Here is a 25217-nt window from a genome sequence, read left to right as displayed (position 1 = left end):
CATAAAGAAAATGCCTATAAAGCACAAGCACTTCATAGGCATTTTTCTTAGGGCATTAATTTTTATTACAAAAATGATCAGATTATCTACTAACACCCTTCACAGGAGGCTTAGGGACAAGTTTTGGCTTTGTTGGAGCTTGTTTAGTAAGCTTTTCTTGCTTTTGGCTTATGATTTTTTTTAAGTCTGTATGCATCTTATTGTATTCTTGGCTGCCAATAACATGCTTTAATAGCGCTTTAGCTTCTCTTGTAGGTATTTCAATATTGTCTTCTGGGCTTTTTTTTGCCGAACGTACCATTAGATCCTCAATCACGCCTGATACCACTCTATTTTCTGTTTGTGCTTCTAGCTGTATTATTGCTGTTACTAACTTTTCAGCCATTATTTTAGGTATTTTAATATCTTCTTCTTGACTGTTTTTTAGACCATCTAATAACAACGCGATACTATCAAATAATGGTTTGCTGCTATTTTCTTGACTTTTTTCTCGCTGCAGTGCTGCTATTAATATTGGCATATCTTTTTTAGCTATCTTGATATTTTCTTTTTTATTATCTATAACAGCTTCGTGTAATATCTCTCTAGCTTTTAAAAACTCATGAATGCTGACAGCCTCTAGCCCTTCCCGATCTGGTGTATCAACCAATTTAAGATTTGGTAACTTTGTGGGATCTTTAGTGAGAACAGAAAATACTGATGTTATATCATTATTACCTCTTAAACCTAGTTGCTCTAGATTTTTTAAATGGGGAGAATTAACTATAGCATCCAAAGTATTATCAGTAATACCTTGCTTTGTTAAGTGCAGATATGTTACCGAGCCCATTGGGTCAGAATTCACTAAATCTACAATCTCTTCTTGTTTTAGCTCATTCTCTCTTAATACTAGGTCAGTAACACGATTATCCTTCATAAAGTCTTTTAGCACTGCTATTCCACCAGGAATAGGTGTATTCTCTATACGAATTTCCATATTTGAAGGATCACTCTTAGCGTAATATTTCTCTAATTCTTTTCTTATCTCCTCGTCATTTTTAACTTTTGTCATAAAATCCTCTAATTTTTACCTTTATACTTTATAATATTAGGGAAAATGTTAAATTTATGTTAGTAAAAATTAAGAAAAATTGTTGAATATTGATAAAAAGTATTAAGGAGCGTTAACTTTGCTACTATTCTCTATTAATTTTCTCTAACATTTCTTTTATGGAATGTTTTAAAATGCGTAACATTTTGGCCTCGAAGCTAATATTCTTAGCGGCCCATTTCTTAATCCACGGCTCTATAAGTTGCCATATATTAATTGTTGGATCAAGCTGCTGTCCTACACCTTCTACTACTACTATAGTCTTTTGTAATAATAATAATTGCGGTTGCACTTCCATCCCAAAATCTTCAGTTATTTTAAATAATTGCCCTAGTAAACTACCTATGGCAATATTATTAATTCCTTGCTCTAAAATGGGAGTCGCTACTGCTCTACATTTCTGCGCAAAATGATCTAAATTAGTATGAGTCGGGATATAACCAGCGCGCAAATGAACTAGGGCTACTAATCTGTAGTTTTTAGTAAAAAACCCAAATAAACTCTCTGCTATCGCTAACCTATCTTTATTTGCTAATCTGCCCATGATACCAAAGTCTAATAATACTATACTACCGTTTGGTTTCACTAATACATTCCCTGGATGTAAATCCGCATGGAAAAAACCATCTCTATATACTTGATTAAAAAATACCGTGGCAAATTTTTGAGCAACTTGTTTGGGATCAATATTACATTCGCGCAGCTTAACTTGATCATATATCGATATACCATCTATCCATTCAGTAGTTAATATATTTTCCTGCGTTAATTGCCAATAAATTTTTGGAATATAGAGATCCTGATCATTTTGAAAATTATCTGCCAGTTCAGAAGCAGCTGCTGCTTCTAGCCGTAAATCCAGCTCAAATTTCATAGCTACCTTAAAAACATCTATAACACCTACTGGCTGCAGTCTTTGGGATCTCCGAGATAATTTTATTAATAATTTTGCAATATAATAAAGAAAGGTAATATCGCGATTATAAATACGATGAATTCCTGGCCTTAATATTTTTACTGCTACTAATTCACCAGATTTTAAGGTAGCTTTATGTACCTGCGCTATCGATGCAGCAGCAACTGGATTATCATCAAAGTGAGTAAATAATTCATTAATCTCTTCTTCAAAAGCAGCATGAAGAAGTTGCCGTACTATTTTACTATCAAAAGGCGGTAATTTATCTTGCAATAACTTCAAATACTCCGCTACTCTATTGCCTACCAGATCTGGGCGGGTAGAAAGAGTTTGTCCTAATTTGATGTAGATCGGTCCAAGCTCTTGCAAACAGTTAGCTAACCGTATGCCAAAATCAAGCTGGGGTCTCCTAAAAGCGCTAATAGGATAAATTATTAGAGCTATAAGCCACCCTATCGCTTTTAATCGCCTTGGTAATTTTATAGTACCTGGATAAACTAATATTTGCTGTTTACTGACCACATATAATAAGCATAATAAGCGCCACAAATTAAATAACAAACTAAACATTTAGACCATCATTTTATTATAATTTGTAACCACTATGAATAGCAGTAATACCACATGTTAAGTTTTTATAGCTCACTTTACTAAAACCAGCATCTTTTAACATTACAGAAAATGTATCCTGGTCAGGAAAATTACTAATACTCTCTACTAAATATTGGTAGGCGGATTCGTTATCTGCAATCACCCTGCCAATCTTAGGAATAATGTTAAAGGAATAAAATGCATATATTGGTTTTAACCATTCATTGTCTACTTTAGCAAATTCCAAACATAAAAATTTACCCATTGGTTTTAAAACACGATATGCTTCCTTTAGCGCATTATTAATATTTGGAATATTTCGAATACCAAAGCTAATAGTATAATATTCAAAACTATTATCTGCAAAAGGTAATTGCTCTGCATTATTCGTTACGTATTCTAATCCATGTAATATGTTGTTATTTATCGCTCTTTCCTGCGCTATTCTTAACATATCTGGATTAATGTCGCATAAAGTAATATGGCAAGTACGCGCACGTAAATCAGCCCGCTTTTTTATCCTAAAAGCTATATCGCCTGTGCCACTTGCCACATCTAATATATGTGATTGTAAATTAGCAATTTGCCTAACCAATTCATCTTTCCATAGGCGATGCAGCCCTAAGCTCATTAGGTCATTCATCATGTTATATTTATTAGCCACTTGAGAAAACAGATCTTGTACCAATTGTCTTTTTTGCTCAAAAGTAACTTTGGAAAAGCCAAAATCTACTTGCTGGGAGCTATCCTCATCATTTTGCATATTCATTACTGTAAATTTATATGATACCATTTACCTAAAACTAAATTAGCACTAGGAGTACGAGTGCCCGCTACCTGCGCGTACAGACGTATCACACTACTGGACAAAAATAGAAAATGGTTAAAAAAACATATTATTTTAAGTACAAAATGTTATTTTTGAGATAATAATTGCTAAAAACGAGCTTTAGCAGATAACAATTTTTGTACTTTTTCAACCATCTTCTATTTTTGTCCAGTAGTGTGACAGACGTATACGTGAGGAGCAGAAGATCATGACGTACGACGAACGTAAATAATTAGTTTTCGGCAATGGTATGACTTAGCTTCAATTGATTATAACCTTATAAAAAATATAGCACAAATGCTTTCTCTACTAATATTTCAAACAAATAAAAAAGGGAATTATTCTAGCAATACCGTACTATCTGCCAGGTCTAAATCCTTTATCACGCCTTGTAGAAAGGTTTGTGTCAAGTTCTTAATATTAAATAAGGCAGCAATCTGACAATCTGGCAGTCTGCCTTGTGCTGTTAGCGCTAAAAAATTAAAGTTCTCAGCGGCTTCATAAGTAACTTGATTAAATCTTTCATTAATTTCATGGATTATTTTATTATATAGTTGAATTTTTTCTATTTGTTGTTCCTCAATTTGACGGTGCTCCTCTGGGCTGACTTCCGGTACTATAGATTTTTTAGTAAAATATTGTTTTAATTTTTTAAAAAATGTTACATTTTCTTTTTTGGCTATTTTAATACTTTGCTGATGTTGAGAATCATAAGTGACTAATAAGTCAACAAACTTTTCTCGAAATTTTACGATATCGGTGCTAACCCTACTTGCGATTTCATCAACTTTTATAAACTCATTAAATTTTATAAAATTTAAATATAATTCTGCTTCATAAGTTTTCTCCATTTCTAACCAATATTTCATTTGTTCAGTCTTCATAACTGAAGGACCGCTAATAATAAATTTACTAGTCATATAAAATAACGCAATAGGAATTATATCACACCAATTTTTTCCTGGTGCAAAAAATTGATGTGGCACAGGATAAGGCAAGGGAATTTCTAATCCCCCTCCCATTGGACTGATCAGCGCTTCCTGACTAACTATATTGCTGAATTGTTGTTTATAAGGGAGAATGACATCTTTTAGAGATACTGAAAAAAAACAATATTTACTAGATTTTTTAGTTATTAAAAGGGGAGTAATGGCTTCTTTATTAATATTTAATCGCTGGGCTAACTCTTCCTTATTCTCAGCCGAGACATTATGAAAATATTGTTCTAAAGTATCTCGACTACCATATCTTAATAACACATACTTAGCAGCATGAGTATGTAAATCTTTGAGCTCATTTTTGGTATAGATAGTAGTAAAATATAAAGGTAATCCTGCCGCATGATAGACAGATTGCACGTAATCCGCATTACCTGATAACTCAGTATAAGATGTCTTTATTTTACTTTCCACTTGATCCACAACATATGTATAAGCCTTAGCAAATTGCGCAGCTGTTAAGGGAATAATATTTGTTGTTATGCATTGGATCAGCTTATAACTTTCTATTGCTTGAATAGAACCATACACTGCGATAAGTTCCGATTTAATTATTTGAGAATCTATTAAGTTATCTAAGAATCCTACTTTAATAGGATATTTATTAAAGAAGATCTCTTTGCCTTCCCGTTCTAACCCAATATAAAAATGCCCTGCTAATAATTTCTGATCAGTATAACGTGTAGAATCAGTACTGAGTCTAATACTTCGGTGATGGATATTCAGAGAAAATTTTTGTCCTTTAGCCATAGTGTCTCTCCTATTTTTATAATTCTATGAATGAATATAAACATAAATATTGTTAACTGTTTTGATAACTTATTATTAACATCCTTAATAGAAAAATACAATCTAGAGTTTACCTAAAAATTACCCTAAATTTGCTCGAACAAATTAGAATTAATATGTTTGCTTGACAATTTTTATATTTTTTAATAGGCAGATTAGTGTTAAATTGATTGTTATAGTGTTATAATGGATGAGCCGATGCCCGAATTACCTGAAGTCGAAACATTGAAACGTTCTTTAGAATCAACGCTAGTTAATAATATTATAGATAGGCTAGAAAAGCGACGTGATAACATACGTTATAGATTAAGTAATAGTCTAGAACAGGATGTAAAAGCTGCCAAAATTATCATGCTACGGCGGAGAGCCAAATATTTAATAATAGATTTGGATAATGCTTATTCCATTATTATTCATTTAGGAATGAGTGGCAGATTAAGCATACAATCTAATGATTACAGCCTACAAAAACATGATCATATAATTTTTTATTTAAGGAATGACAAGAAACTAGTTTTTAATGATTCAAGACGTTTTGGTATGATTTATACTATCCGTACTTACCTAATTGAAACGCAATTTTTCCATAATATTGGTTTAGAGCCCTTATCGTCTAATGTATCTGTAACCTACTTAAAAGAAAAATTTTTAAAACGAAATATGCCAATAAAAAATCTATTAATGGATAATCAAATTATGGTAGGTATAGGTAATATATATGCTTCTGAGAGTTTATTCCTAGCAAAAATACATCCATGCAAACCTAGCAATACCTTAACTGATGAGGAAATAAATCGGTTAATATTAGCAGTACAGCAGGTTTTAACAAACTCTATCGCAGCTGGAGGTACTACGCTTAAAGATTTTGTTAATGGGGACAATAAAGCCGGCTATTTTCAACAACAATTGCAAGTATATGCTAGGTACAAACAGCAATGTCTGTATTGTAACATGATAATAGAAAAAATAAAACAAGCAGGTAGAACCACGTTCTTCTGTTCTGGTTGCCAAAAATAATCTGCCTTACTTTCACCTTCTCAAGCCTAGCCTTATACCATTTCCGAAAACTAATTATCTACGTTCGTCGTACTTCATGATCTTCTGCTTCTATAAAGTTTTGAAAAGGTTTCTTGAAATTTATAGTCTATAGTTTATAGTAGAATCACAGATATATGTAAAGAGCAGGAAAATATGGCTAGAATTACAACCGAAGACTGCACAGAAAAGGTTAAGGGCGAAAGGTTTAAGCTGGTGGCATTAGCAGCACAAAGAACAAAAGATATTCTGTCTGGCAGTAAGGTCACTATTGCAAATGACAGAGAAGATAAAGCCCCTGTATTAGCATTACGTGAAATTGCAGCGGGTAACATCAAAATTTCTACCTTAAAAGCAGAATTACTTAATCGCCTGAGAACCAAAAGTAGAATTGAGCCAATTGACGATGAAGAAACTACCCATTCAGCTGAAAACACTGAAGAAAATTTTGATTATTTACCAAGTGGTTCAGATCTATATGTTACTGAAGACTATTCCGATTTAGCAGAGCAAGTATTTGATGATAATGTGACTGAAGAAGAACAAAAAAATTAACACTATTAAAGACTCAATTATTACAGTTACTGGAAAAATTTATCGTGATTATCGGTATTGGCACAGATATAGTGCAGATTCCAAGAATAGCAAGACTATTAAAGCTATATGGCCAACTTTTTATAAACAAGATCCTATCTTCCTATGAAATACAGCAATTAACTTCTGTCAATAAGGAGTTATATAGTCATTATCTTGCTAAAAGATTTGCTGCTAAGGAGGCTATTGCCAAAGCTTTTGGCCACGGAATTGGGTGCGGCATCAACCTAAAAGATATTTCTATCCTAAATGATAATTTAGGTAAACCATTCGTTAAAATTTCCTCTCCTCTGGATCCAGATAAGTTTAATAATTTGGAGGTTTATATTTCTCTCTCTGATGATTACCCTACTGCTATAGCATTTGCACTAGTTAGTACTAAATTATCAATATATACTCGGTGAACTTCAAGAATTGGCGGCGTCGTGTCTAAAGATTTGCGGTGCTCACGTACTATATGTCACACTACTGGACAAAAATAGAAGATGGTTGAAAAAGCACAAAAATTGTTATCTGCTAAAGCTCGTTTTTAGCAATTATTATCTCAAAAATAACATTTTGTACTTAAAATAATATGTTTTTTCAACCATCTTCTATTTTTGTCCAGTAGTGTGACTATATGTACGCTGTGCTCCTCAACTTTGCCACTCCTAGCTCTTCTTGAAGTTGACCTTCGTATCCAACTCTTGAAAGGGGAAGAGTATAAATGAATTATCGTAAATTAATGGTCATATTATTTCCACCACCACATTTCCCATATCCCTAACTATACTGTTTGTATTGTCCTATCCCTTAAGTTTTTATATTATATGTAAAATTTATATTGAATAATTAAAGAATTTATGTTTAAATAGCTTTATTTATCTTAAGTTATATTAATATTTTATCATTTAATATCGCCTTGTGATAGCTATTTTTTTATCAGCTGTAAAAATTATGTGTATTACTTGTACGAAGAGTTGGAGACGATTGAATCCACTTCAAGAAGAGCTAGGCAGTAGCAAATCCTGCAGGAGCAAAAGCAGTACATATATTTACTTAAAAGAATCTTATATATTACTGGAAGCTGCAATAGAAAATTAGCGTATGGCCTACAAATTTAACAGATTAACTTACAATTATCTTATTTATCTATAATTTTTAAAGCAAAGTAAAGCTATGACCGCTCTAACAAAACCAAAGCCCCTCCAAAAAATTATCTCTTTTTCCGAAGATAAAGCTGACATAGAGAAAACTCAATCTATAATCAATGAAGGCTGGTCAATAGTCAAATTAGTACCATGCGGTAATCACTATGTTGGAGTTATGGAAAAAGTCACTTATGATCATTCGATCAGTGCTGAGGAACAGCTTATTTATATCCCGCCCAAAAAAAAGATCTCATTTAGTTAAAGATATTTTAAACTTAAATTTGAATAAAAATCCTTTCATGATATAAGTGTTATTGGGGTTATTAATAGGCTGTAAAAAGCTAACTTTGCAGCAACAATTAATTCTAAAACTCACCTCCAATCCTAATTATTTCTCGATATGTAGCCAGGGTGTTTGTTGAACTCTAGATTCAGATGCATTTTCCTTGATTTTGCCTAATCTACCTGATATAAAGGTAACTATTCTCAATCACTGCTTAAATTATTATGTTACGACATCTAAAAATTCTCCTGAGCTTATTATTTTATATTATATCACCAGTGGAAGCACGATGGGGTCAATATGAAGATGCGGCAGTTGATATCAAATTTTTTAATAATAACATTAAAATAAATAAAAATGGGACTTCTGAAACCATAACAGAGTTCAAGGCTACCATATTAAAAGAAACAGGGCGTAGTAACTTTTCCCAGTATAATTTTACCTATAATGGAGATAGCTCACATATCACTATTTTAGAAGCTAAAACAACTTATAACGGGAAAGAATACATAGTTACCAAAGAGATGATAGAAGATAAACCTCTTGCTAGTGTAGGGCAAGGGTTTGATCAGTTAAAGCAATTAACTATATCTTTTCCGAAAGTAGAATTAGGCGCCGAAATATATTTAAAATATAAACGAGTTGAAACAAAAGTCCCTATTGATAATTTTTACGGCCATAATCTATTTTACGGTGGGGGCGGTTATTGGCAAGCCAGCGTTACTAAAATTAATTCTGCATTACCGTTGAAAATTAAAATTAATGATCCAAGAAAGGTATTAAAAGTTACCCAAAACTCAAAGAACAATTTATATTCTATTAATATTACCTTAGAAAAACCTATTTATGAAGGATTAGTAAATGAGCCAAGTAATGGTATATTAGATATTAAATATTCTACTTGGGTATCCATGTCTAGCTTATCGGACTGGGAAGTGTTCGCTAAAAAATTAGCGCCTGGCTATTATAAGGTAATCAACCAACCGCTTCCTGAAATATTCCTGGCAATAGCAGATGCTGCAGCTAATAAGAGCCAGGATGAAGAGAGAATCAATTTTGTTACTGCTTCATTAAATGAAAAAATTCAATATATGGGCGATTGGAGATCAATAGCGGGGCGTTTTTTTCCAAGAGATTTAGAGAAAATTGCTCATTCTCAAATTGGCGATTGTAAAGATTTTACAGCAAGCACAGCAGCGATCCTACAAAAGCTTGGTTACAAAGTGCAGCCTATTGTAGTAATGAGAGGAATTTATAATATTTCTAATCCTGACTCATTACCCAATATCGATAACTTTAATCATGTAATGCTTAAAGTAACTAATAACGAACAAAAAGTATATTGGATTGATCCAACTAATCTAGTCAGCATGGCTCAAGGAATCTTTCCTGATATTGCAAATAAAATGAGTTTAATATTAGATTCTAATGAAGCAGGTTACGTGAAAATTCCAGCAATATCAGAGCAAAACTCAACTACTATCTATAATAGTGAATTAATAATCAACAATAATATTATAGATGAAGTTGGTCAAGCTGTGATGCATGGAGAAGCAGCCTTAGATTTTGCAGGAGCGGGACTATATTACTCAACCCAGCAGCTACGCGATATGACTTTTTACTTAATTAGTGGAGTACATCTTAATGAAGAAGACAAGAAATCTCTCGAATTACCCGACCTGACTTCTCGCATTGTAAAAGATCTTACTATTAAATATCACTTTCAACAAAAAAATCTACTTTTTAATACTAATAATGGTGCCGCTTTACGGTTAAGCGGAAGTAATGCAGTTAAGCATATGATCAGTATTGCACCGGATCAACTGTCAGATATTTTTATCGGTATTCCGGGGACCAATGAGAAACATATGCGAATAAAAAACACTATAATTAAACATTGTGAAAAGTTGAATTTTACACTAGACTCTCCCTGGTTATCCATTAATAGACTCTGTAAATATCAAGATAATGGCACAGAATTTATTGATAAAGTAATTATACGAAAAAGTTTTATTACCAATGAAGAATTAAAGACCCCTGAATATAAAAATTTCAAAGAACAGTTAGAAAATAATTTTGATGGAGCTGCGATAATCATCAGTGAATAAAATTATTGTTAATATAACCTAATTAGTCTACAATCTGGCCCGTTTACCTTTATAAACACACTACCCATATAATTTAAAACCGGGCCCACCCATTTATGTATTTTTACATCTACCTTATGAAGAGGGACGAGAAGTGACAGCAAATAGCCTTATTACTTACAAATAAAGAGCCCATTACACTTAATTCAGTAGTTTTCGTCTGGCTGCATTTTTTTGCACTTACCTAGTTATTGATGAGCTCTTATTGCGTTTTAGGAATGAGGGGATGGTGGGTAGTAGGGACCCCTTCCCTTTGACCGCCTGTATCAGCTTGGCAACGCCTGTTGTCTTTACTATATTCCGGGCCTCTTGGCGTGTCTCTAGTTCTTTTAGTTGTGCCTTGGCATTTTCCATGAATTGATCAAAACCTACGTTTGGTTTGAATGTTACTAGACCTGTTAGTTTTGAACTTGCCTTTTTCATGAATTGGTTAAAATCTGCGTTATCTATTGCTTGCTGCATTTCAGGTTCCTTGGTTAATGCACCAACTACTTTCTCAAGAATAACTTTTATTTCCGTAAATTGTTCAGAATTTTTGTCTTCTACCTTTCTCACTTTAGCTTTTAGGTCTGGATTCTTGCCTTCCCATTCCCTAAATGCTTTTTCTATCTTAGCTTCATTTTTTTTAGATCGCTCAAAAATCTTGGGTAACTCAGGGTATTGTTGTATCAACCTCTTCCTTTCTTGCTCTATGTTATACCCCGCTGCCGCAATATTGTACGCAAGCTTTTTAGCTGCATCCCGATCGCTTGTCTTATCTGCCCTCTCTCTCCATTTGCTGTTGGTGGGATTCCATTTTTCTGCTTCTTTAGCCTTATTTAGATCTTTTAATCTTTTATACTCACGAAAGCCTTCACCCAACTTCGGTCTATTACGTTCTTCACTTGCCTTTATTAAGTGCTCACGCCCACTAGGGGGTAATAGATATTTTGTAACCGCTTCTATTTCATCATTGGTTAATTGAGGCTTGATAGTATCCTCTATCTTTTCTGGCATTTTTGTACCTATTTATTATGCTTATTAACAAGGTAGCATATAGAAAAACATTAGTAGTTATTGTATCCTAGGAGATATCTACCCTGTTACCTCTTAACGAGTAACATCATATCCACCACTTTTCCCAACCTCTCTTAGCTTGCTAACAACTTATCCGTACTATACCTTCCGATTTTTCCTTCACCAGTCCATTATGCATAAGATCGCGAGCCTGTTGTGCTAGTATTGCTTGCTTATCCGCAGATACATTATCTGAAAAATGTACTGCTTTTTAGGAGTCCCCTTAATTTCTTCTACCACCTTATTCTCTCAATAAATTTTTATTAAGATAAATTAATAGTAATACAACCCTCAACTAATTAAAAATTATTTACCTAAATTCATTAAATAAATATTTAAAAGTGTTGCATTTATATTAAAATATATAAACTATTTACTAAAAATATAGAGAAACATAGCAAAATACCTCGCTATATTCTGCTATGCTAATATTACTAGAATCTAAATTTTTATTAATTATAAGAGAAGGGAATAATATTGTTGGACAGGTGATTTTAAGCTTAATTTCGCATAAAAGTTGCCCAAGGAAGATAAACAAGAGGTAAAGAAAATATTAGTAAGGATACGATATAGCATGAAGGAATATGTTGATCTCCCAGCTTCTTAAGCAGTAGGATTATCTAAACTAAAAATCTTCTTATTATCATCATAAGAAAAAATTTCTGCATACCGGCCCCATCCTATTATAGATTTTAAGGTAGTAATAGCATCCTCATCTGCTAGGGTATTTATAAGATAAGATTTAAAATGTGAGAAAGAGGCCTTATGATCTGATCTTTGATATAAAGTGTTACATATATAAGAGGCAATAGCTATATTATCAAGTAGATGCTTCTTGAAAATTTTTTTTCTCTCCTCTAAACTACTGGCAGCAAACAATTTGCCGGCTTGATTTAATTTTATATTGTCTGCAGTAACGATAGCAAAATCTAATATTTGCAATGCATTCACAATCTGTAATATTGCACTCATATCATGAATGTGAAACACCTCAAGCAAATCTGACAAAGGAGCATTCCCTTTATATGGCGGGCTAGCTAACGCTTCAATGCTACCAATTAATTGAGTAACTGAAGTTAGATTAATTTTTTGATCGATATTCTGATATTTATTACTTACTACCTTCAAAGGCTTTTCATAGGCAGATACCATACAGCTATATATTTTATCTACTACTACACTAAATTCTGTACTATGAATATCCCGCGGCCTTGTTAAGGCAATAGGGATTTCCGCTACTATTTTTCCAGGATTAGCGGAAAGTATTAATGCTCTATCTGCCATTGTGACGGCTTCTTCAATGGAATGAGTGACTAGCACTATGGACTGCATTTGTGTTTCCCCACGTTCCCATAAATCTAGAAAATCCTTCTTTAGGTTATTAGCTGTGAGAATATCCAGCGCAGAAAAAGCTTCATCCATAAGTAAAATTTCTGGCCTCAGTACTAACGCTCTTGCAAACCCTACTCTCTGCTTCATGCCGCCGGATAATTCTTTAGGGTAAGCTGATTCAAAACCATCCAGACCTATCATATCAATAGCATCTAAAGCTCTCTTACGCCGTTCATAAGTTGATAAATTTAAACTTTCTAACCCTAGTTCTACATTCTCCAAAACTGTCAGCCATGGGAAAAGAGCAAAAGTCTGAAAAATCATACTAATATTACACCGCTCTTTTATAGAGCCTTGGTTATACATTATGACTTTTCCCTGAACTGGTGGTATAAAACCAGCAATTATTCTTAACAATGTAGATTTCCCTGAACCAGACTTACCAAGGATTGCTACTATTTCTCCTGCTCTAAGGGTAAGATTAATATTGTCTAATATTTTTTTTTTGCTACTATCCTCTTTGGTAATAATGTGAGTAATTGATACCAATTCAAGTAAACTATCTGACATAATTTCCCTTTCTTGACCCTAAATATAATTTTAACAATCCAACACTTCAAAAGCAAAGAGTAGATATGACATTAAATTTTAAAACGATTGAGACAATATTCGTGTAAAGGTCTCCATACTAAACGATTAAACAATATTACCAATAAAGCCATAACTCCCATACCTAAAACTATTTTATTAAAATCTGCGGTAATGGTCATTTGTGCTATATAGCTTCCAAGTCCATAGGCGGTCATTGTTTGACCACCAAAAGTAATAATTTCTGCTACTATACTAGTATTCCACGCCCCACCAGAAGCCGTGATCGCCCCGACTATGAAATATGGAAGAATAGCCGGTAACATTACCTTATACCACCAGCTCCACCCTTTAACTCTTAAGATTATTGTTGCATCCTTAAGTTCATTAGGAATAGAAGAAGCTCCTATTATTACGTTAAATAATATATACCACTGCGTGCCTACTATCATCAACGGACTCAGCCAAATGTTGGGGTTTAAATGATAATGGCTAATCACTATAAAGACCACAGGAAACAATAAATTTACTGGAAAAGCGGCAAGAAATTGTGCTACGGGCTGAGCAAAGGAAGCTATTTTAGGATTTAAACCAATATATATCCCAATAGGAACCCATATAAGTGCTGCAATGATAATCAACACCACTACACGAGCCAAGGTCGCTAAGCCTAATTTAAAGACATATAGCACTTCAGCAAAGCCAATATCATAATATAAAAAACAACCTATATAATAAATAGAGACACCACCTATTACTAATAATATTATATACCATACGTAATCTAGCAGAGTAAGCAGAGGGTGAGAAGAATTAATTAACACATTGGTATTTCTTATACCATATTTATTGAATATGGGAGTGTATAATATTAACCTTCCAAGGTAATAAACAGGAAGAGCTAATTTTTTCATTATCCTACTTCTATGAAACAAACTCAATACCCAAGAAGTCGGCACATTACTACCAGGCGTCATTTTATAATGAAATTTATCAGCCCATGCATTTAAGGGCCTAAGTAGCAATTGATCGTATAATATAATCACTAAACTCATAGCTAGAAGAGCATATCCTATCGCATGCAGATTTTTCTGCTCAAGCGCTAAAGCGATATAAGAGCCAATACCAGGTAAGGTAATATTACTATTGCCTACGGTAATTACTTCGGAAGCCACCACAAAAAACCAACCGCTAGATATTGATATCCCAATATTCCCTACTAAAGATGGTATTGCATAAGGGACATTAATTTGCCAAAATCTTCTCCAACTGGACATTTTAAAAATATATGCTACTTCTTGTAATTCTTGAGGAATAGTTTTCAAGGAATAATAAAAACTAAAAGTCATATTCCAAGCTTGTGAAGTAAAAATAGCAAATATTGCCGCACATTCCGCTCCCATCACACTTGCTGGAAACAGGGCTAAAAAAGCTGTCACCGTAAAGGAAATATAACCAAGTATAGGTAAAGATTGTAAAATATCTAATAACGGGATAAAAATTTGCTCGCATTTCTTACTTTTCGCCGCAAGAGTACCATAAATAAAAGTAAATCCCAGTGATATTATCACCGCAATGAGCATCCTTAACAGGGTACGCAGTGAGTAGTTAAAGAGATTAGTATAGTCTAAGGTCACTGGTTCTTGTGTTAATATCGCGATAGGCGCGTTCATTTGTTTTAAGCCCCATGCAATAAAAATAAAGAAGAGTCCTAATATGACAAAAGTTAAGCCATTAAACAGCAGGCTATTATTATTTTTTTGAGAATATTTTATAAAATGCATAACTGCTTTAAATTATTCTAAGAAGACAATTCAACAAAGCAAATGAGTATACTCTATGGATTTCAAGAGTTGGGTTTTATTTTAAGCGGTAGGCGCGCGGACGGTACAAAGAGTATGTGAGCCTAATTAAAACCCCAATAAAATGAAAAAACAACTCTTGAAAGGCGAAAAGTATATACATCTATACCCCTTTATCTTTTAATAATTGCTCTACTTGATCCGCATTATCAAAACCATAATCATAATGAAAACGAATATCAGGAAAATATTTTAGATTAACTTTAGTGGCTACTAAGTGCCTGATAGCATATTTTGAGTTATTTAAGGCTGCTATCAGCTTTTCTGCACTTAAATTAGTATTAAAGGGTACAAAATAACAATCTGCTAATTTTAAATCACCAGTAACTATTACTTTAGTAATAGTTATAGGACAATCAATTAGATTTTCATCTAACTTTTTACCACGTCGTAATATTTCAGCTATTGCTGTATTAACTAATATTGCTACTTTATGTTGTCTATGCCCCTTAGCTTTATCTAAAGATGTTTTCATAACTTACATTACTCTTCCTTGACCTAAGTTGTGTTGACAAAATTTGTTAGTAAAATATCACCTTATTATTATAATAACTGTTTCTTTTCTTCAATAATTTCAAACACTTCTATCATATCGCCTTCTTTGATATCATTATAATTATCAAAAGCGATGCCACATTCAAAACCTTCGCGGGCTTCTTTAACCTCATCTTTAAAACGTTTTAGAGTTTTAAGTTTCCCTTCATGTACCACAACATTATCACGTATTAAACGCACTCCTGCCCCTCTTTTAATGATACCTTTGGTAACATAACACCCAGCTACTTTTCCTACTTTTGTAACCACAAATATCTGCCTAATCTCAACTGTGCCAATATATTGCTCTCTAATAATCGGAGATAACATACCACTCATCACTAATTTGATATCATCCAATAAATTATAAATAATAGAATAGTATCGGATATCCACCATATCTTTTTCTGCCATAATTAACGCATTACTATTAGCCCTGACATTAAAGCCAAGAATAATAGCCTTAGAGGCTCTTGCTAAGGTAACATCTGCTTCCACTATGCTGCCTACTGCTTGATGCAATATTCTTATTCTTACTTCGTCCGCTGGTAATTTTTGCAAGCTAGATACTATTGCTTCTACTGACCCATGCACATCCCCTTTAATAATTACTGCCAACTCTTTCACAAAGCCTGCTGCCCCTGAAGCTTTTAAGAATAATTCTTCAAGACTGGATCTTTGAGTGATAGAAATTTTCTTTTCTTTAGCAATACGCTCCCGATAATTTATAATATCTCGGGCCTGTTTCTTATTAGTCACAACATTAAACTGATCACCCGCTCGGGGTACTTCATTCAAACCGTAGATCTCTACAGGTATTGTTGGCCCTGCCACACTAACATTGACTCCTTTATCATTATTCATGCGCCTGATTTTACCATATTTGGTACCGGCCACTACTATATCTCCATTACGGAGAAGACCACGTTGTACCAACACAGTAGCAGCTGTGCCCTTACCTTTATCAACTCTTGCTTCTATCACTACTCCCGCAGTTAACCCACCATAATTAACCTTTAAATCTAACATTTCTGCTTGCAATAAAATAGCCTCTTCTAGCTTATCTAAATTAACTTTCTGTAGAGCAGAGACAGGCACTATCATAGTATCCCCCCCTAATTCTTCAGCAATTAAACCATAAGGTATAAGATCATTTTTAATTTTTTCTAGGTTTATCCCTGGCTTATCTATTTTATTTATCGCAACGATTATAGGAACATTTGCAGCTTTTGCGTGATTAATAGCCTCTATTGTTTGGGGTTTAATCCCATCATCTGCAGCTACCACTATTACTACTATGTCTGTTACTTTTGCACCTCGGGTCCTCATCTCTGAAAAAGCCTCATGCCCTGGGGTATCAATAAAAGTAATGGCTCTATCTCCCTCTAAATGCACCCTATAAGCGCCAATATGCTGAGTAATACCTCCTGCTTCTTTGCTAGCCAAGTCTGTGGATTTTAAGGCGTCCAGGAGGGAAGTTTTGCCATGGTCAACGTGACCCATAATCGTGACAATAGGAGCTCTACTTTTTAAATCCTCTTCTTTATCCTCTTCACTAATTAATATATTTTCAACATCCGACTCTTGAACCCTTTTGACAGTATGACCTAAAGTAGTCGCGACCAATTCTGCATTATCGGCATCAATAGTTTGAGTGGTAGTAGCTATAACTCCTAGCCGCATTAATTCTCGTATAACATCCGATGAACGCTCCGACATTTTAGCGGCTAGATCCCCTACCATAATTACTTCAGGAATCACTACCTCTCTATAGACCTTTTCTGGCGCCATGTATTGTTCAGCTTTCCGTTTTTCTTTTTCACGTGCTCTTTTTAAAGAGGCAAGACTTCTAGTTTTACCATCACTATCTTCTCCCTTAGAATCAAGCATATTAAAAATATCGGCTTTTTTTAGCTTTTTTGGTTCTTCAACCTTGATTTTTTGGGCTCCTACCTTACTATCACCCATCTTATCTTTTTCTGGAATATCGGCAATTAGAGGGGCAAAAGGCGTCGGTGCCGAGGTCTTAAGATGTTTGGAAACACTCTTATCTTGCCCTACTTCTTCCCGTATGGACGGTCCAACAGGTAAATTTTGTGGTACTTCATTAAGAGGTTCCGGTGTATCTACTACCTGCTCTACAACATTATTACTGCTATCTGGCGTTCGAGCAACAGCAGGGTTGATGCGCGCGAGCTGCGTTAAGGTAGAAACAAATTGATTATCAACATTCTTAGCCTTAGCTTTTTCTGCAGCACTTTTTAGCACAGCTAAACGTCTGTTAAATTCCTCTTTCGCTGCAGAGTCTACCCCTTGAGCATTAGTATTACTAGACCAATTTTTATTAAAAGATAAATCATTGGCGGTAGTACTACTCTTTTTAACCTCAACAATAGTTTTAGCAGAACTAACAACACTTCTGGGCATATTAGCATTTCCCACTGACTTGTTCAGGGTCAGTTTTGAACTGCCAAAGGTCAATCTTTTTGGTTTAGGGTCTTGGTTATCCGTCATAAATATCAGATCTCTTTAACTCATTATTAGTTATTAAAGTTCCCCTCCACCCTGCTACTGAATTCAATTTGACAAGAAAGCCAGCAAGTGGCAGTGAGAGGACAGAATTCTAGTATAGCTGTAGTAACTACTTTGCCTATAGCCTATCGTTCTTTAGTTGGTGATTTGGTCGTTAAAACGCGGCCTTCCCCTACGTAACAACCATCTATGTTACAGTTGTTCGGCGCGGCTTCATTTTTTTCTTCAAAATCCCGAGGGCTTTGTTGAACTATATGCAGGAAGTCTATTTTATAAACTTAAAAGAGGAGATAGAAAAAATAAGCGCATATATTACTTACTATCGTATGTTATGACTTGACCATGCTACTACTTGTTTTCACTAGTACGAGCGGTATCAATTATTAATGCCATATCTTCCTCTTTCATGCCTGAAGTAGATACTAATGACTTAAATTCACCAACTGTTAATTCACCTAAATCTTCTATAGTTTTGATTCCATACTCTGCTAACTTTAATATGAACTCTGGTTGTAATTCTAATACATCAATTAATTCCTGCTCAACCCCTAATTCCTCCAGCTTAGCAATAATCTTCTCATTTTTTATGTTGATATATTCTATAGCGCGGTCCTTAATCTCAGTTGCTAATTCTTCTTCAAACCCTTCAATATCCATCAAAGCTTCAATGCTACTAGAAGCAATTTGTTCTAAAGTAATAAACCCTTGGGCAGATAAAAGCTGTGCTATCACTTCTTCCACATCTAGAGCTTCCATAAATAATTCCGTGGTAGAACGAAATTCTTCATGCCGACGTTTAGATTCTTGTTCTTCGGTCATTACATTGATGTTCCATCCAGTAAGCTTGGAAGCTAATCTTACATTTTGTCCACGTCTCCCTATTGCCAAGCTTAAATTATCTTGGGATACTACAACATCCACAGTATTTCTATCTTCGTCAATCACAATTTTAGTAATTTCTGCAGGGGCAAGAGCGTTCATAACAAATTGAGCAATATTCTTATTCCATAATATTATATCTACTTTTTCTCCATTCAGTTCATTGGTGATTGCTCTTACCCTATTACCTTTAATCCCTACACAAGTTCCAATAGGGTCAACAGTAGAGTCAGCAGCAAAAACTGCAACTTTCGTTTTTGATCCAGGATCACGGGCAATCGCTCTTATTTCAATAATATTGTCATAAATTTCTGGCACTTCTAATTCAAATAGCTTTACTATCATTCTATCATCAGTACGAGATAAAAAGATTTGCGGCCCTTTCGCGACTAACCTTACATCTTGAACATATGATTTAATACGATCTCCTACCTTAAAGCTTTCTCCTCTAATTAGTTGATCTTTTTTTATGATCGCTTCGGCCCGACCAAGATCTACAATAATATTATTAAATTCTATTCGTTTGACAGTGCCATTGAGGATTTCACCTTTTCTTTCCTTAAAATCTTCATATTGCTTTTCTCTCTCTGCTTCAGTCACACGTTGTATTATTACTTGCTTAGCAGTTTGGGCTGCAACGCGCCCTAAGTCAATAGGAGGTAATAATTCATAGATTTCATCTCCGATTTTAGCATCACTTTTTCTCTCCATAACATCTTTTAAAGAAATTTGTGTAAAATAATCTTCTGATCTTTCTACTACTTCCAGCACCCTAAAAAGGCTAATATCACCAGTTTTTCGATTAATTTCTGCCTTTATATTATGATCATTTCCGTATTTCCGACGGCCCGCCACTTGTACGGCTTGTTCCATGGCCAGAATTAACGCTTCTTTAGGTATACTTTTTTCTCTTGCTACCGAATCTATGATCTGCAGAATTTCTATGTTACCGATATTAACCATAAAATTTATTGCCTTTTAAGATTTTTTATTTATTAAATTCCTAAACATTTCTTCTGTTAATACTAAAGATGCCTTTTTGATATGTTCAAATAAAATAATTACTTCTCCCGCACTAGTATTAAGATAAATTTGATTATTTTCAGCTTTAAATATTTTGCCTTGATATCGCGTTTGCCCGTTTAATAAATTTTTTAGTTTTATTGTCACTTCTCTACCTAAAAACTTAATATAATCTTGAAATTTTACTAAAGGTCTCTCTATCCCTGCAGAAGATACTTCTAAAAAATACTTAACATTAATTATGTCTTCTACATCTAACAAGGCAGAAACATGGTGACTTACATTATGACAATCTGCGACACAAATTGTTGATCCATCTAACCTATCTATTAGTATCTCCAAAACTTTATGGGCTGACCCCTTTAGAGTAACTTGTACTACTTCAAAACCCAACCCTTCTAAAGTTTCTTGTATTATATCAGTAACTTGTTGCTCTATAGCTTGCATTATAATTACTAATTCTAATTATTACTTGAAATTAAATATACATATAGTTTTGGTTGGGAAATCACGTAAGTTACTTCAAATTGCAAAAATAAATATGACACAGTTATCAGGAATCAATAAAAAAGGTGGGTTAAACCCACCTTTTTTATTAAGATTAAATAACATTTTATATGATACAATATTTTTATTATATTAGCAATAACTAAAAATTTTTATTCTCTTAATGTTGCCTGAAATTTCTGTTTGGCTCCCAAAATAATTACTGCACTCAACTGACTTAAATCTGACTCATTTAATGTACGATCGTCTGCTTGAAATTGTACTTTAATTGCTACGGATTTTTTGCCTAATGGTAATTTTTCTCCAGAATACACATCGAACAGATCGACAGTTTTTATTATTTTTTTATCAAGACTCTTTATATAAGTTATTAGCTCCCCAACGGGCTGACCAATATCAATCACAAAAGCATAATCTCTGCAAGTGGCTGGAAAATCCGAGACAAAAAACTCTGCTTTTGTGCCAAATTTTGATTTAGTAAATGGTATATTTGCAATATTAATTTCAAAAGCAAATACCTCTTCCTTAATACCAAAATATTTTAATATATTAGGATGAACTTGACCAAACCATGCTATTATTTTGTTTCCAAGCCTTATTACACTAGACCTTGCTGGATGATAATAAGATAAATCTCCTTTAGCAAATTGACAATTATCTATTTTGAGGTTCATGTAACTAAAAGCAATTTCTAAGTCAGATTTAATATCAAAAATATCATATAAACGCCCTGCCCCATGATAATTCGTTACATTATAGTCTCCGCATTTTATGCCCGACGCAAATAATAATTCCCCCTCTACGGTGCATGAGTTAAACACTGGCCCTACTTCCATTACAGCAATATTTTTAATAGATCTATCAAGATTTTTCTGGGCTATCTTTAATAAATTCGGGATAATAGAAGGCCGCATATAGTTATTATCTAAACTAATCGGATTTAATAAAAACAAATCCTCTTGCACTTCAGTAAATAATTGTGCTATTTTACCGCACATGAATGAATTTGTTACTACTTCATCATACCCACAGCTAGCTAAAACTCTTCTAAGGTCCCCTATTCTTCTTTGTTGCTCAGAGCAAATATTCCTTGAGTCTAGCGGCGGTAATTTAATTGATGTTATCTGTTCATAACCATACACTCGCATAATTTCTTCAACAATATCCTCTTTGATCTTGATGTCATGACGCCAGGAAGGTACTAAAATTGTAATTATGTCGTTAGTTAGAGATAGCTTACTATCTTGCTGTGATAGTATAAAGCCTAACCTTTCTAAAATACCACGAATTTCTAATAGGCTGAGGTGCATACCAGTTATTTTAGCAAAACAACTTACAGGAAACTCTAAAGATTTTTGAATAGGATGAACATTGCCTTCATAGATCACCTGCGAGACCTCTCCGCCACAAATAGCTACAATCATTTCAGTAGCAATATTTAAAGCCTTCATAGTAAAGGCTTGATCTATATTGCGCTCAAAACGATAACGGGATTCAGTCTCAATCTGTAACCGCCTACCAGTTCTAGTAATGTAGATAGGAGAAAAACAGGCAGCTTCTACAATAATATTTTGAGTATTGCTACTACAACTACTATGACTCCCCCCTATAATACCTGCAATAGCTTGAGGCTCTATATTATCATGAATTATTAAATCATTTTCCTCTAAAACGTATTCTTTCCCATTTAAAGCTATAAATTTAGTTTTTTCTTGCAGCAACCCTACTCGGATGTTACCTAAAAATTTATTTCGATCATAGGCATGCATTGGTTGGCCAAAACTATATAATATATAATTCATCACATCAACTATAGCTGAAACCGATTTTACTCCTATATTTTGTAATAACCGTTTTAACCAATCTGGACTTGCTCTATTTTGTACATTTCGGATCTCTCTCAGACAGAACAATGCAGCAACTGTTTTGTCTTGGATCTGTAGAGTAAGATTAGACTGAAATGTTTCTTTAATTTTCGGTAATTCTAACTCTTTGAGCTTACCAAGACCATAAGCTGCTAAATCTCTAGCGATCCCATAAACCCCAAGCGCATCACCCCGATTTGGAGTAACATTAACATTAAATACTGGGTCATCTAGTCCATAATATTTTATAAATGACTCCCCAACCTTGGCTACGGAGGGCAATTCTATAATACCTTCAGAATCAGGACCAAGTAATAATTCAGCTTCCGAACAAAGCATTCCACAGCTTTTTTCTCCGCGAATCACTGACTCCTTTATCTTGAAATTACCCTTGGGAATTCTGCAGCCAACCTTAGCTAACACAACTTTGAGTTGTGCTCTAGCATTACTAGCGCCGCAAACAATCTGTAAGATTCCTGCTTGAGTCTCTACTTCACATATTTGAAGTTTACTTGCATTAGGATGCGGCCTAGTATTTAATATATAAGCCACTTCAAAATCACTTAATTCCGCTCCTTTGTCTATTACCTCTTCTACTTCTAACCCCAGTGCAGTTAAACTCTGAGCAATTTTAGATACTGAAGCTTCAGTATCTAAAAACTTTTTTAACCAGGATAAAGTGAATCTCATCTTGCTATTCCTCCTAATCTCCCAACAAAATCAAACATAGAAAAATTATAATGTTTTAACCATCGTATATCACCTTCAAAAAACTGCCTGAGGTCTTTAATATTATATTTTAACATGGCAAAACGCTCAATCCCCAAGCCAAAAGCAAACCCTTGATATTTCGTACTCTCTATATTAACATTCTTTAAGACATTTGGGTGCACCATGCCACAACCTAATACTTCAAGCCACTTATCACTATTTGGCATTTTAATATCTACTTCTGCTGAAGGTTCAGTAAATGGAAAGAAACTTGGTCTAAACCGTATTTCTATATTAGTTGCTGCAAAAAAATCTTTGATAAACTCAATTATCACATATTTCAAATGCCCCATATTAATATCTTCATCAATTACTAAACCTTCAATTTGATGAAACATGGGGGCATGAGTCATATCATAGTCAGAACGATAAGTTCTCCCTGGGGCAATCAATCTAAAAGGCGGTTTACTATTCTCCATTACCCTAATTTGCACTGGCGAGGTATGAGTACGCAATAATAAGTTACGTTCTTCTTCTCGTGCTTTCAGATAAAATGTATCATGCATCTGCCGCGCTGGGTGGTCTTTATCAAAATTTAAAGCAGTAAAATTATACCAATCATTCTCTATAGTAGGACCACCTTGTACAATAAAGCCAAATTTTGCGAAGATGTGCGTTAATTCCTCAGTAACTTGGGTAACAGGGTGTATGCTTCCTTGCTTATATTGTCTTGCAGGAATTGTTAAATCTATCTTTTCTTCAGTCAAACGTTTTGCTAATTCAATCTCCTCTAACATAATTTGTCGAGCTTCTAACAAATGGGTAATTTGTAATTTCACTAAATTAGCTGCTGCTCCTAAATCCTTACGTTCTTCATGGGTAAGCACGCCCAGTTTTTTCAGTTCCTGAGTAATTAAGCTTTGTCTACCTAAAAACTCCACTCTAACTTGCTGTAATTCAGTAATAGTCTTAGTTAAATTTATTTTTTCCTCAGCAGAATTTAGTATTTTATCAATGTTATTCATAATATTCAAATTAGGGAATGTTAATATGGACTCAAGTTCAATATAAAATAATTCATTTACTAATAAAATCAAGGAGGATAGTATAAGAAAATAATCTATACCATACACCGTAATCAAGGAAGTAACGATGCTTAAAGTAAGACAAATTGGTGATGCACAACTTCATATACCTGCTCCCAATGCGGATCTCACTCAGTCCCATCTGCTTCAAAGTTATATAACTATTTTGCAAGAAGTAAATAATTTGTATGGCGGGGTGGGTATAGCATGTAATCAATGTGCAGGAATTAGTAACCCTATCAAACTTTTTTTAGTCGGAGTGGATGATCAAAAAGCAAGAATAGCTGCACAGGCAAGATACCCTAATGAAACGATCCCTAACATTACTATCATGCTCAACCCTAAAATAGTGAGTTATAGTCAAGAGACATATTACCCTTTATATGGCGAAGGGTGCCTAAGTGTTCTTGGCCCTTTGCGGGGCAAAGTACAAAGATATTCTAGTATTCAGGTGCAATATCAAACCTTAGAGGGCAATATTATTGCAAGACAAGCAACAGGATTTGAAGCCCATATAATTCAGCACGAATATGATCATTTACAAGGAATTGTTTATCTGCAGAGAATATTTGAGGATTGCACCTTATCACAAAAAGATTTAATTATTACTTTACTAAACAAAGAAATAAATAGTAGAAAAAATGACGATTCTTATAACCACCACTTAGGCACTAATAAACCGGTGCTTATTTTTGATAGGCAGGAAGAGCAAGTAGTTTTTGACCCTGTTTTGCTATCCTCGCTATTAACTCAATTAGACAGCTCTACCTTAATGGGAATAAAACAGTGTTTGCAATCACCCTGTTAGCTCTAATAAAGTAATGGCATAACCAACCAAAAT

The 25217-nt window shown here is 34.1% G+C and carries 19 protein-coding genes; 6 read left to right on the top strand and 13 right to left on the bottom strand.

The annotated features are described in order from the left end of the window. Positions 1-82: 82 nt before the first annotated feature. From ACFELV_RS03830 to ACFELV_RS03815, 4 genes are all read right to left on the bottom strand, one after another. Complete coding sequence (locus ACFELV_RS03830) at positions 83-1051, bottom strand: hypothetical protein (RefSeq protein ID WP_375326828.1); 969 nt, start codon at positions 1049-1051, stop codon at positions 83-85. Between the two features lie 124 nt (positions 1052-1175). Next, positions 1176-2567, bottom strand: a complete 1392-nt coding sequence (gene ubiB / locus ACFELV_RS03825) for a 2-polyprenylphenol 6-hydroxylase (protein WP_375327504.1) — start codon at positions 2565-2567, stop codon at positions 1176-1178. Between the two features lie 25 nt (positions 2568-2592). Continuing rightward, positions 2593-3360: a bifunctional demethylmenaquinone methyltransferase/2-methoxy-6-polyprenyl-1,4-benzoquinol methylase UbiE gene (ubiE, locus tag ACFELV_RS03820; RefSeq protein ID WP_375326827.1), complete on the bottom strand. Its 768-nt coding sequence runs from the start codon at positions 3358-3360 to the stop codon at positions 2593-2595. A 404-nt stretch (positions 3361-3764) separates the two neighbouring features. Further along, on the bottom strand, positions 3765-5174 hold the full coding sequence (locus tag ACFELV_RS03815) for a hypothetical protein (protein WP_375326826.1): 1410 nt from the start codon (positions 5172-5174) through the stop codon (positions 3765-3767). Positions 5175-5411: 237 nt separating this feature from the next. Between ACFELV_RS03815 and mutM the strand changes: the two genes are divergently transcribed. From mutM to ACFELV_RS03790, 5 genes are all read left to right on the top strand, one after another. Continuing rightward, a complete protein-coding gene (gene mutM, locus ACFELV_RS03810; RefSeq protein ID WP_375326825.1) occupies positions 5412-6230 on the top strand; it encodes a bifunctional DNA-formamidopyrimidine glycosylase/DNA-(apurinic or apyrimidinic site) lyase in 819 nt (272 codons plus the stop codon). A gap of 174 nt (positions 6231-6404) precedes the next feature. Continuing rightward, positions 6405-6803: a DNA-directed RNA polymerase subunit omega gene (gene rpoZ / locus ACFELV_RS03805; protein ID WP_375326824.1), complete on the top strand. Its 399-nt coding sequence runs from the start codon at positions 6405-6407 to the stop codon at positions 6801-6803. A gap of 44 nt (positions 6804-6847) precedes the next feature. Further along, on the top strand, positions 6848-7246 hold the full coding sequence (gene acpS / locus ACFELV_RS03800; protein ID WP_375326823.1) for a holo-ACP synthase: 399 nt from the start codon (positions 6848-6850) through the stop codon (positions 7244-7246). Positions 7247-8000: 754 nt separating this feature from the next. Beyond that, positions 8001-8234 (top strand): DUF2674 domain-containing protein, encoded by a 234-nt coding sequence (locus ACFELV_RS03795; protein ID WP_375326822.1) that lies wholly within the window; start codon positions 8001-8003, stop codon positions 8232-8234. A 245-nt stretch (positions 8235-8479) separates the two neighbouring features. Further along, positions 8480-10363, top strand: a complete 1884-nt coding sequence (locus tag ACFELV_RS03790; RefSeq protein ID WP_375326821.1) for a DUF3857 domain-containing protein — start codon at positions 8480-8482, stop codon at positions 10361-10363. Between the two features lie 219 nt (positions 10364-10582). Here ACFELV_RS03790 and ACFELV_RS03785 read toward each other — a convergent pair whose 3' ends face one another. The 9 genes from ACFELV_RS03785 to pheS all read right to left on the bottom strand — a co-directional run bounded on the left by ACFELV_RS03785 (position 10583) and on the right by pheS (position 24316). Then, positions 10583-11398 carry a hypothetical protein gene (locus ACFELV_RS03785; RefSeq protein WP_375326820.1) on the bottom strand — a complete coding sequence of 272 codons (816 nt, stop codon included), beginning with the start codon at positions 11396-11398 and terminating at the stop codon, positions 10583-10585. A 663-nt stretch (positions 11399-12061) separates the two neighbouring features. Further along, positions 12062-13360: a nitrate/sulfonate/bicarbonate ABC transporter ATP-binding protein gene (locus ACFELV_RS03780; protein ID WP_375326819.1), complete on the bottom strand. Its 1299-nt coding sequence runs from the start codon at positions 13358-13360 to the stop codon at positions 12062-12064. Between the two features lie 71 nt (positions 13361-13431). Further along, complete coding sequence (locus tag ACFELV_RS03775; RefSeq protein WP_375326818.1) at positions 13432-15162, bottom strand: ABC transporter permease; 1731 nt, start codon at positions 15160-15162, stop codon at positions 13432-13434. A gap of 181 nt (positions 15163-15343) precedes the next feature. Beyond that, the gene (gene rbfA / locus ACFELV_RS03770; protein ID WP_375326817.1) at positions 15344-15715 is read right to left on the bottom strand and encodes a 30S ribosome-binding factor RbfA; all 372 of its coding nucleotides are present in this window, start codon (positions 15713-15715) and stop codon (positions 15344-15346) included. 68 nt (positions 15716-15783) lie between these two features. Next, positions 15784-18288: a translation initiation factor IF-2 gene (gene infB / locus ACFELV_RS03765; protein WP_375326816.1), complete on the bottom strand. Its 2505-nt coding sequence runs from the start codon at positions 18286-18288 to the stop codon at positions 15784-15786. Positions 18289-18654: 366 nt separating this feature from the next. Then, the gene (nusA, locus tag ACFELV_RS03760) at positions 18655-20148 is read right to left on the bottom strand and encodes a transcription termination factor NusA (RefSeq protein WP_375326815.1); all 1494 of its coding nucleotides are present in this window, start codon (positions 20146-20148) and stop codon (positions 18655-18657) included. Positions 20149-20163: 15 nt separating this feature from the next. After that, positions 20164-20655, bottom strand: coding sequence for a ribosome maturation factor RimP (gene rimP, locus ACFELV_RS03755; protein ID WP_375326814.1), 492 nt, complete (start codon positions 20653-20655; stop codon positions 20164-20166). Positions 20656-20867: 212 nt separating this feature from the next. Next, the gene (gene pheT / locus ACFELV_RS03750) at positions 20868-23270 is read right to left on the bottom strand and encodes a phenylalanine--tRNA ligase subunit beta (protein WP_375326813.1); all 2403 of its coding nucleotides are present in this window, start codon (positions 23268-23270) and stop codon (positions 20868-20870) included. Then, positions 23267-24316, bottom strand: a complete 1050-nt coding sequence (pheS, locus tag ACFELV_RS03745; RefSeq protein ID WP_375326812.1) for a phenylalanine--tRNA ligase subunit alpha — start codon at positions 24314-24316, stop codon at positions 23267-23269. The genes pheT and pheS overlap by 4 nt, the downstream gene beginning before the upstream one ends. Before the next feature lie 127 nt (positions 24317-24443). Here pheS and ACFELV_RS03740 point away from each other — a divergent pair, with 127 nt between their 5' ends. Continuing rightward, positions 24444-25184, top strand: coding sequence for a peptide deformylase (locus tag ACFELV_RS03740; protein WP_375326811.1), 741 nt, complete (start codon positions 24444-24446; stop codon positions 25182-25184). Positions 25185-25217 lie beyond the last annotated feature (33 nt).

This window comes from Candidatus Tisiphia endosymbiont of Nemotelus uliginosus (assembly GCF_964264835.1).
GTDB lineage: Bacteria > Pseudomonadota > Alphaproteobacteria > Rickettsiales > Rickettsiaceae > Tisiphia.
The sequence above is the reverse complement of the archived record's forward strand: the minus strand, read 5'-3'. Positions and strand labels throughout refer to the sequence as shown.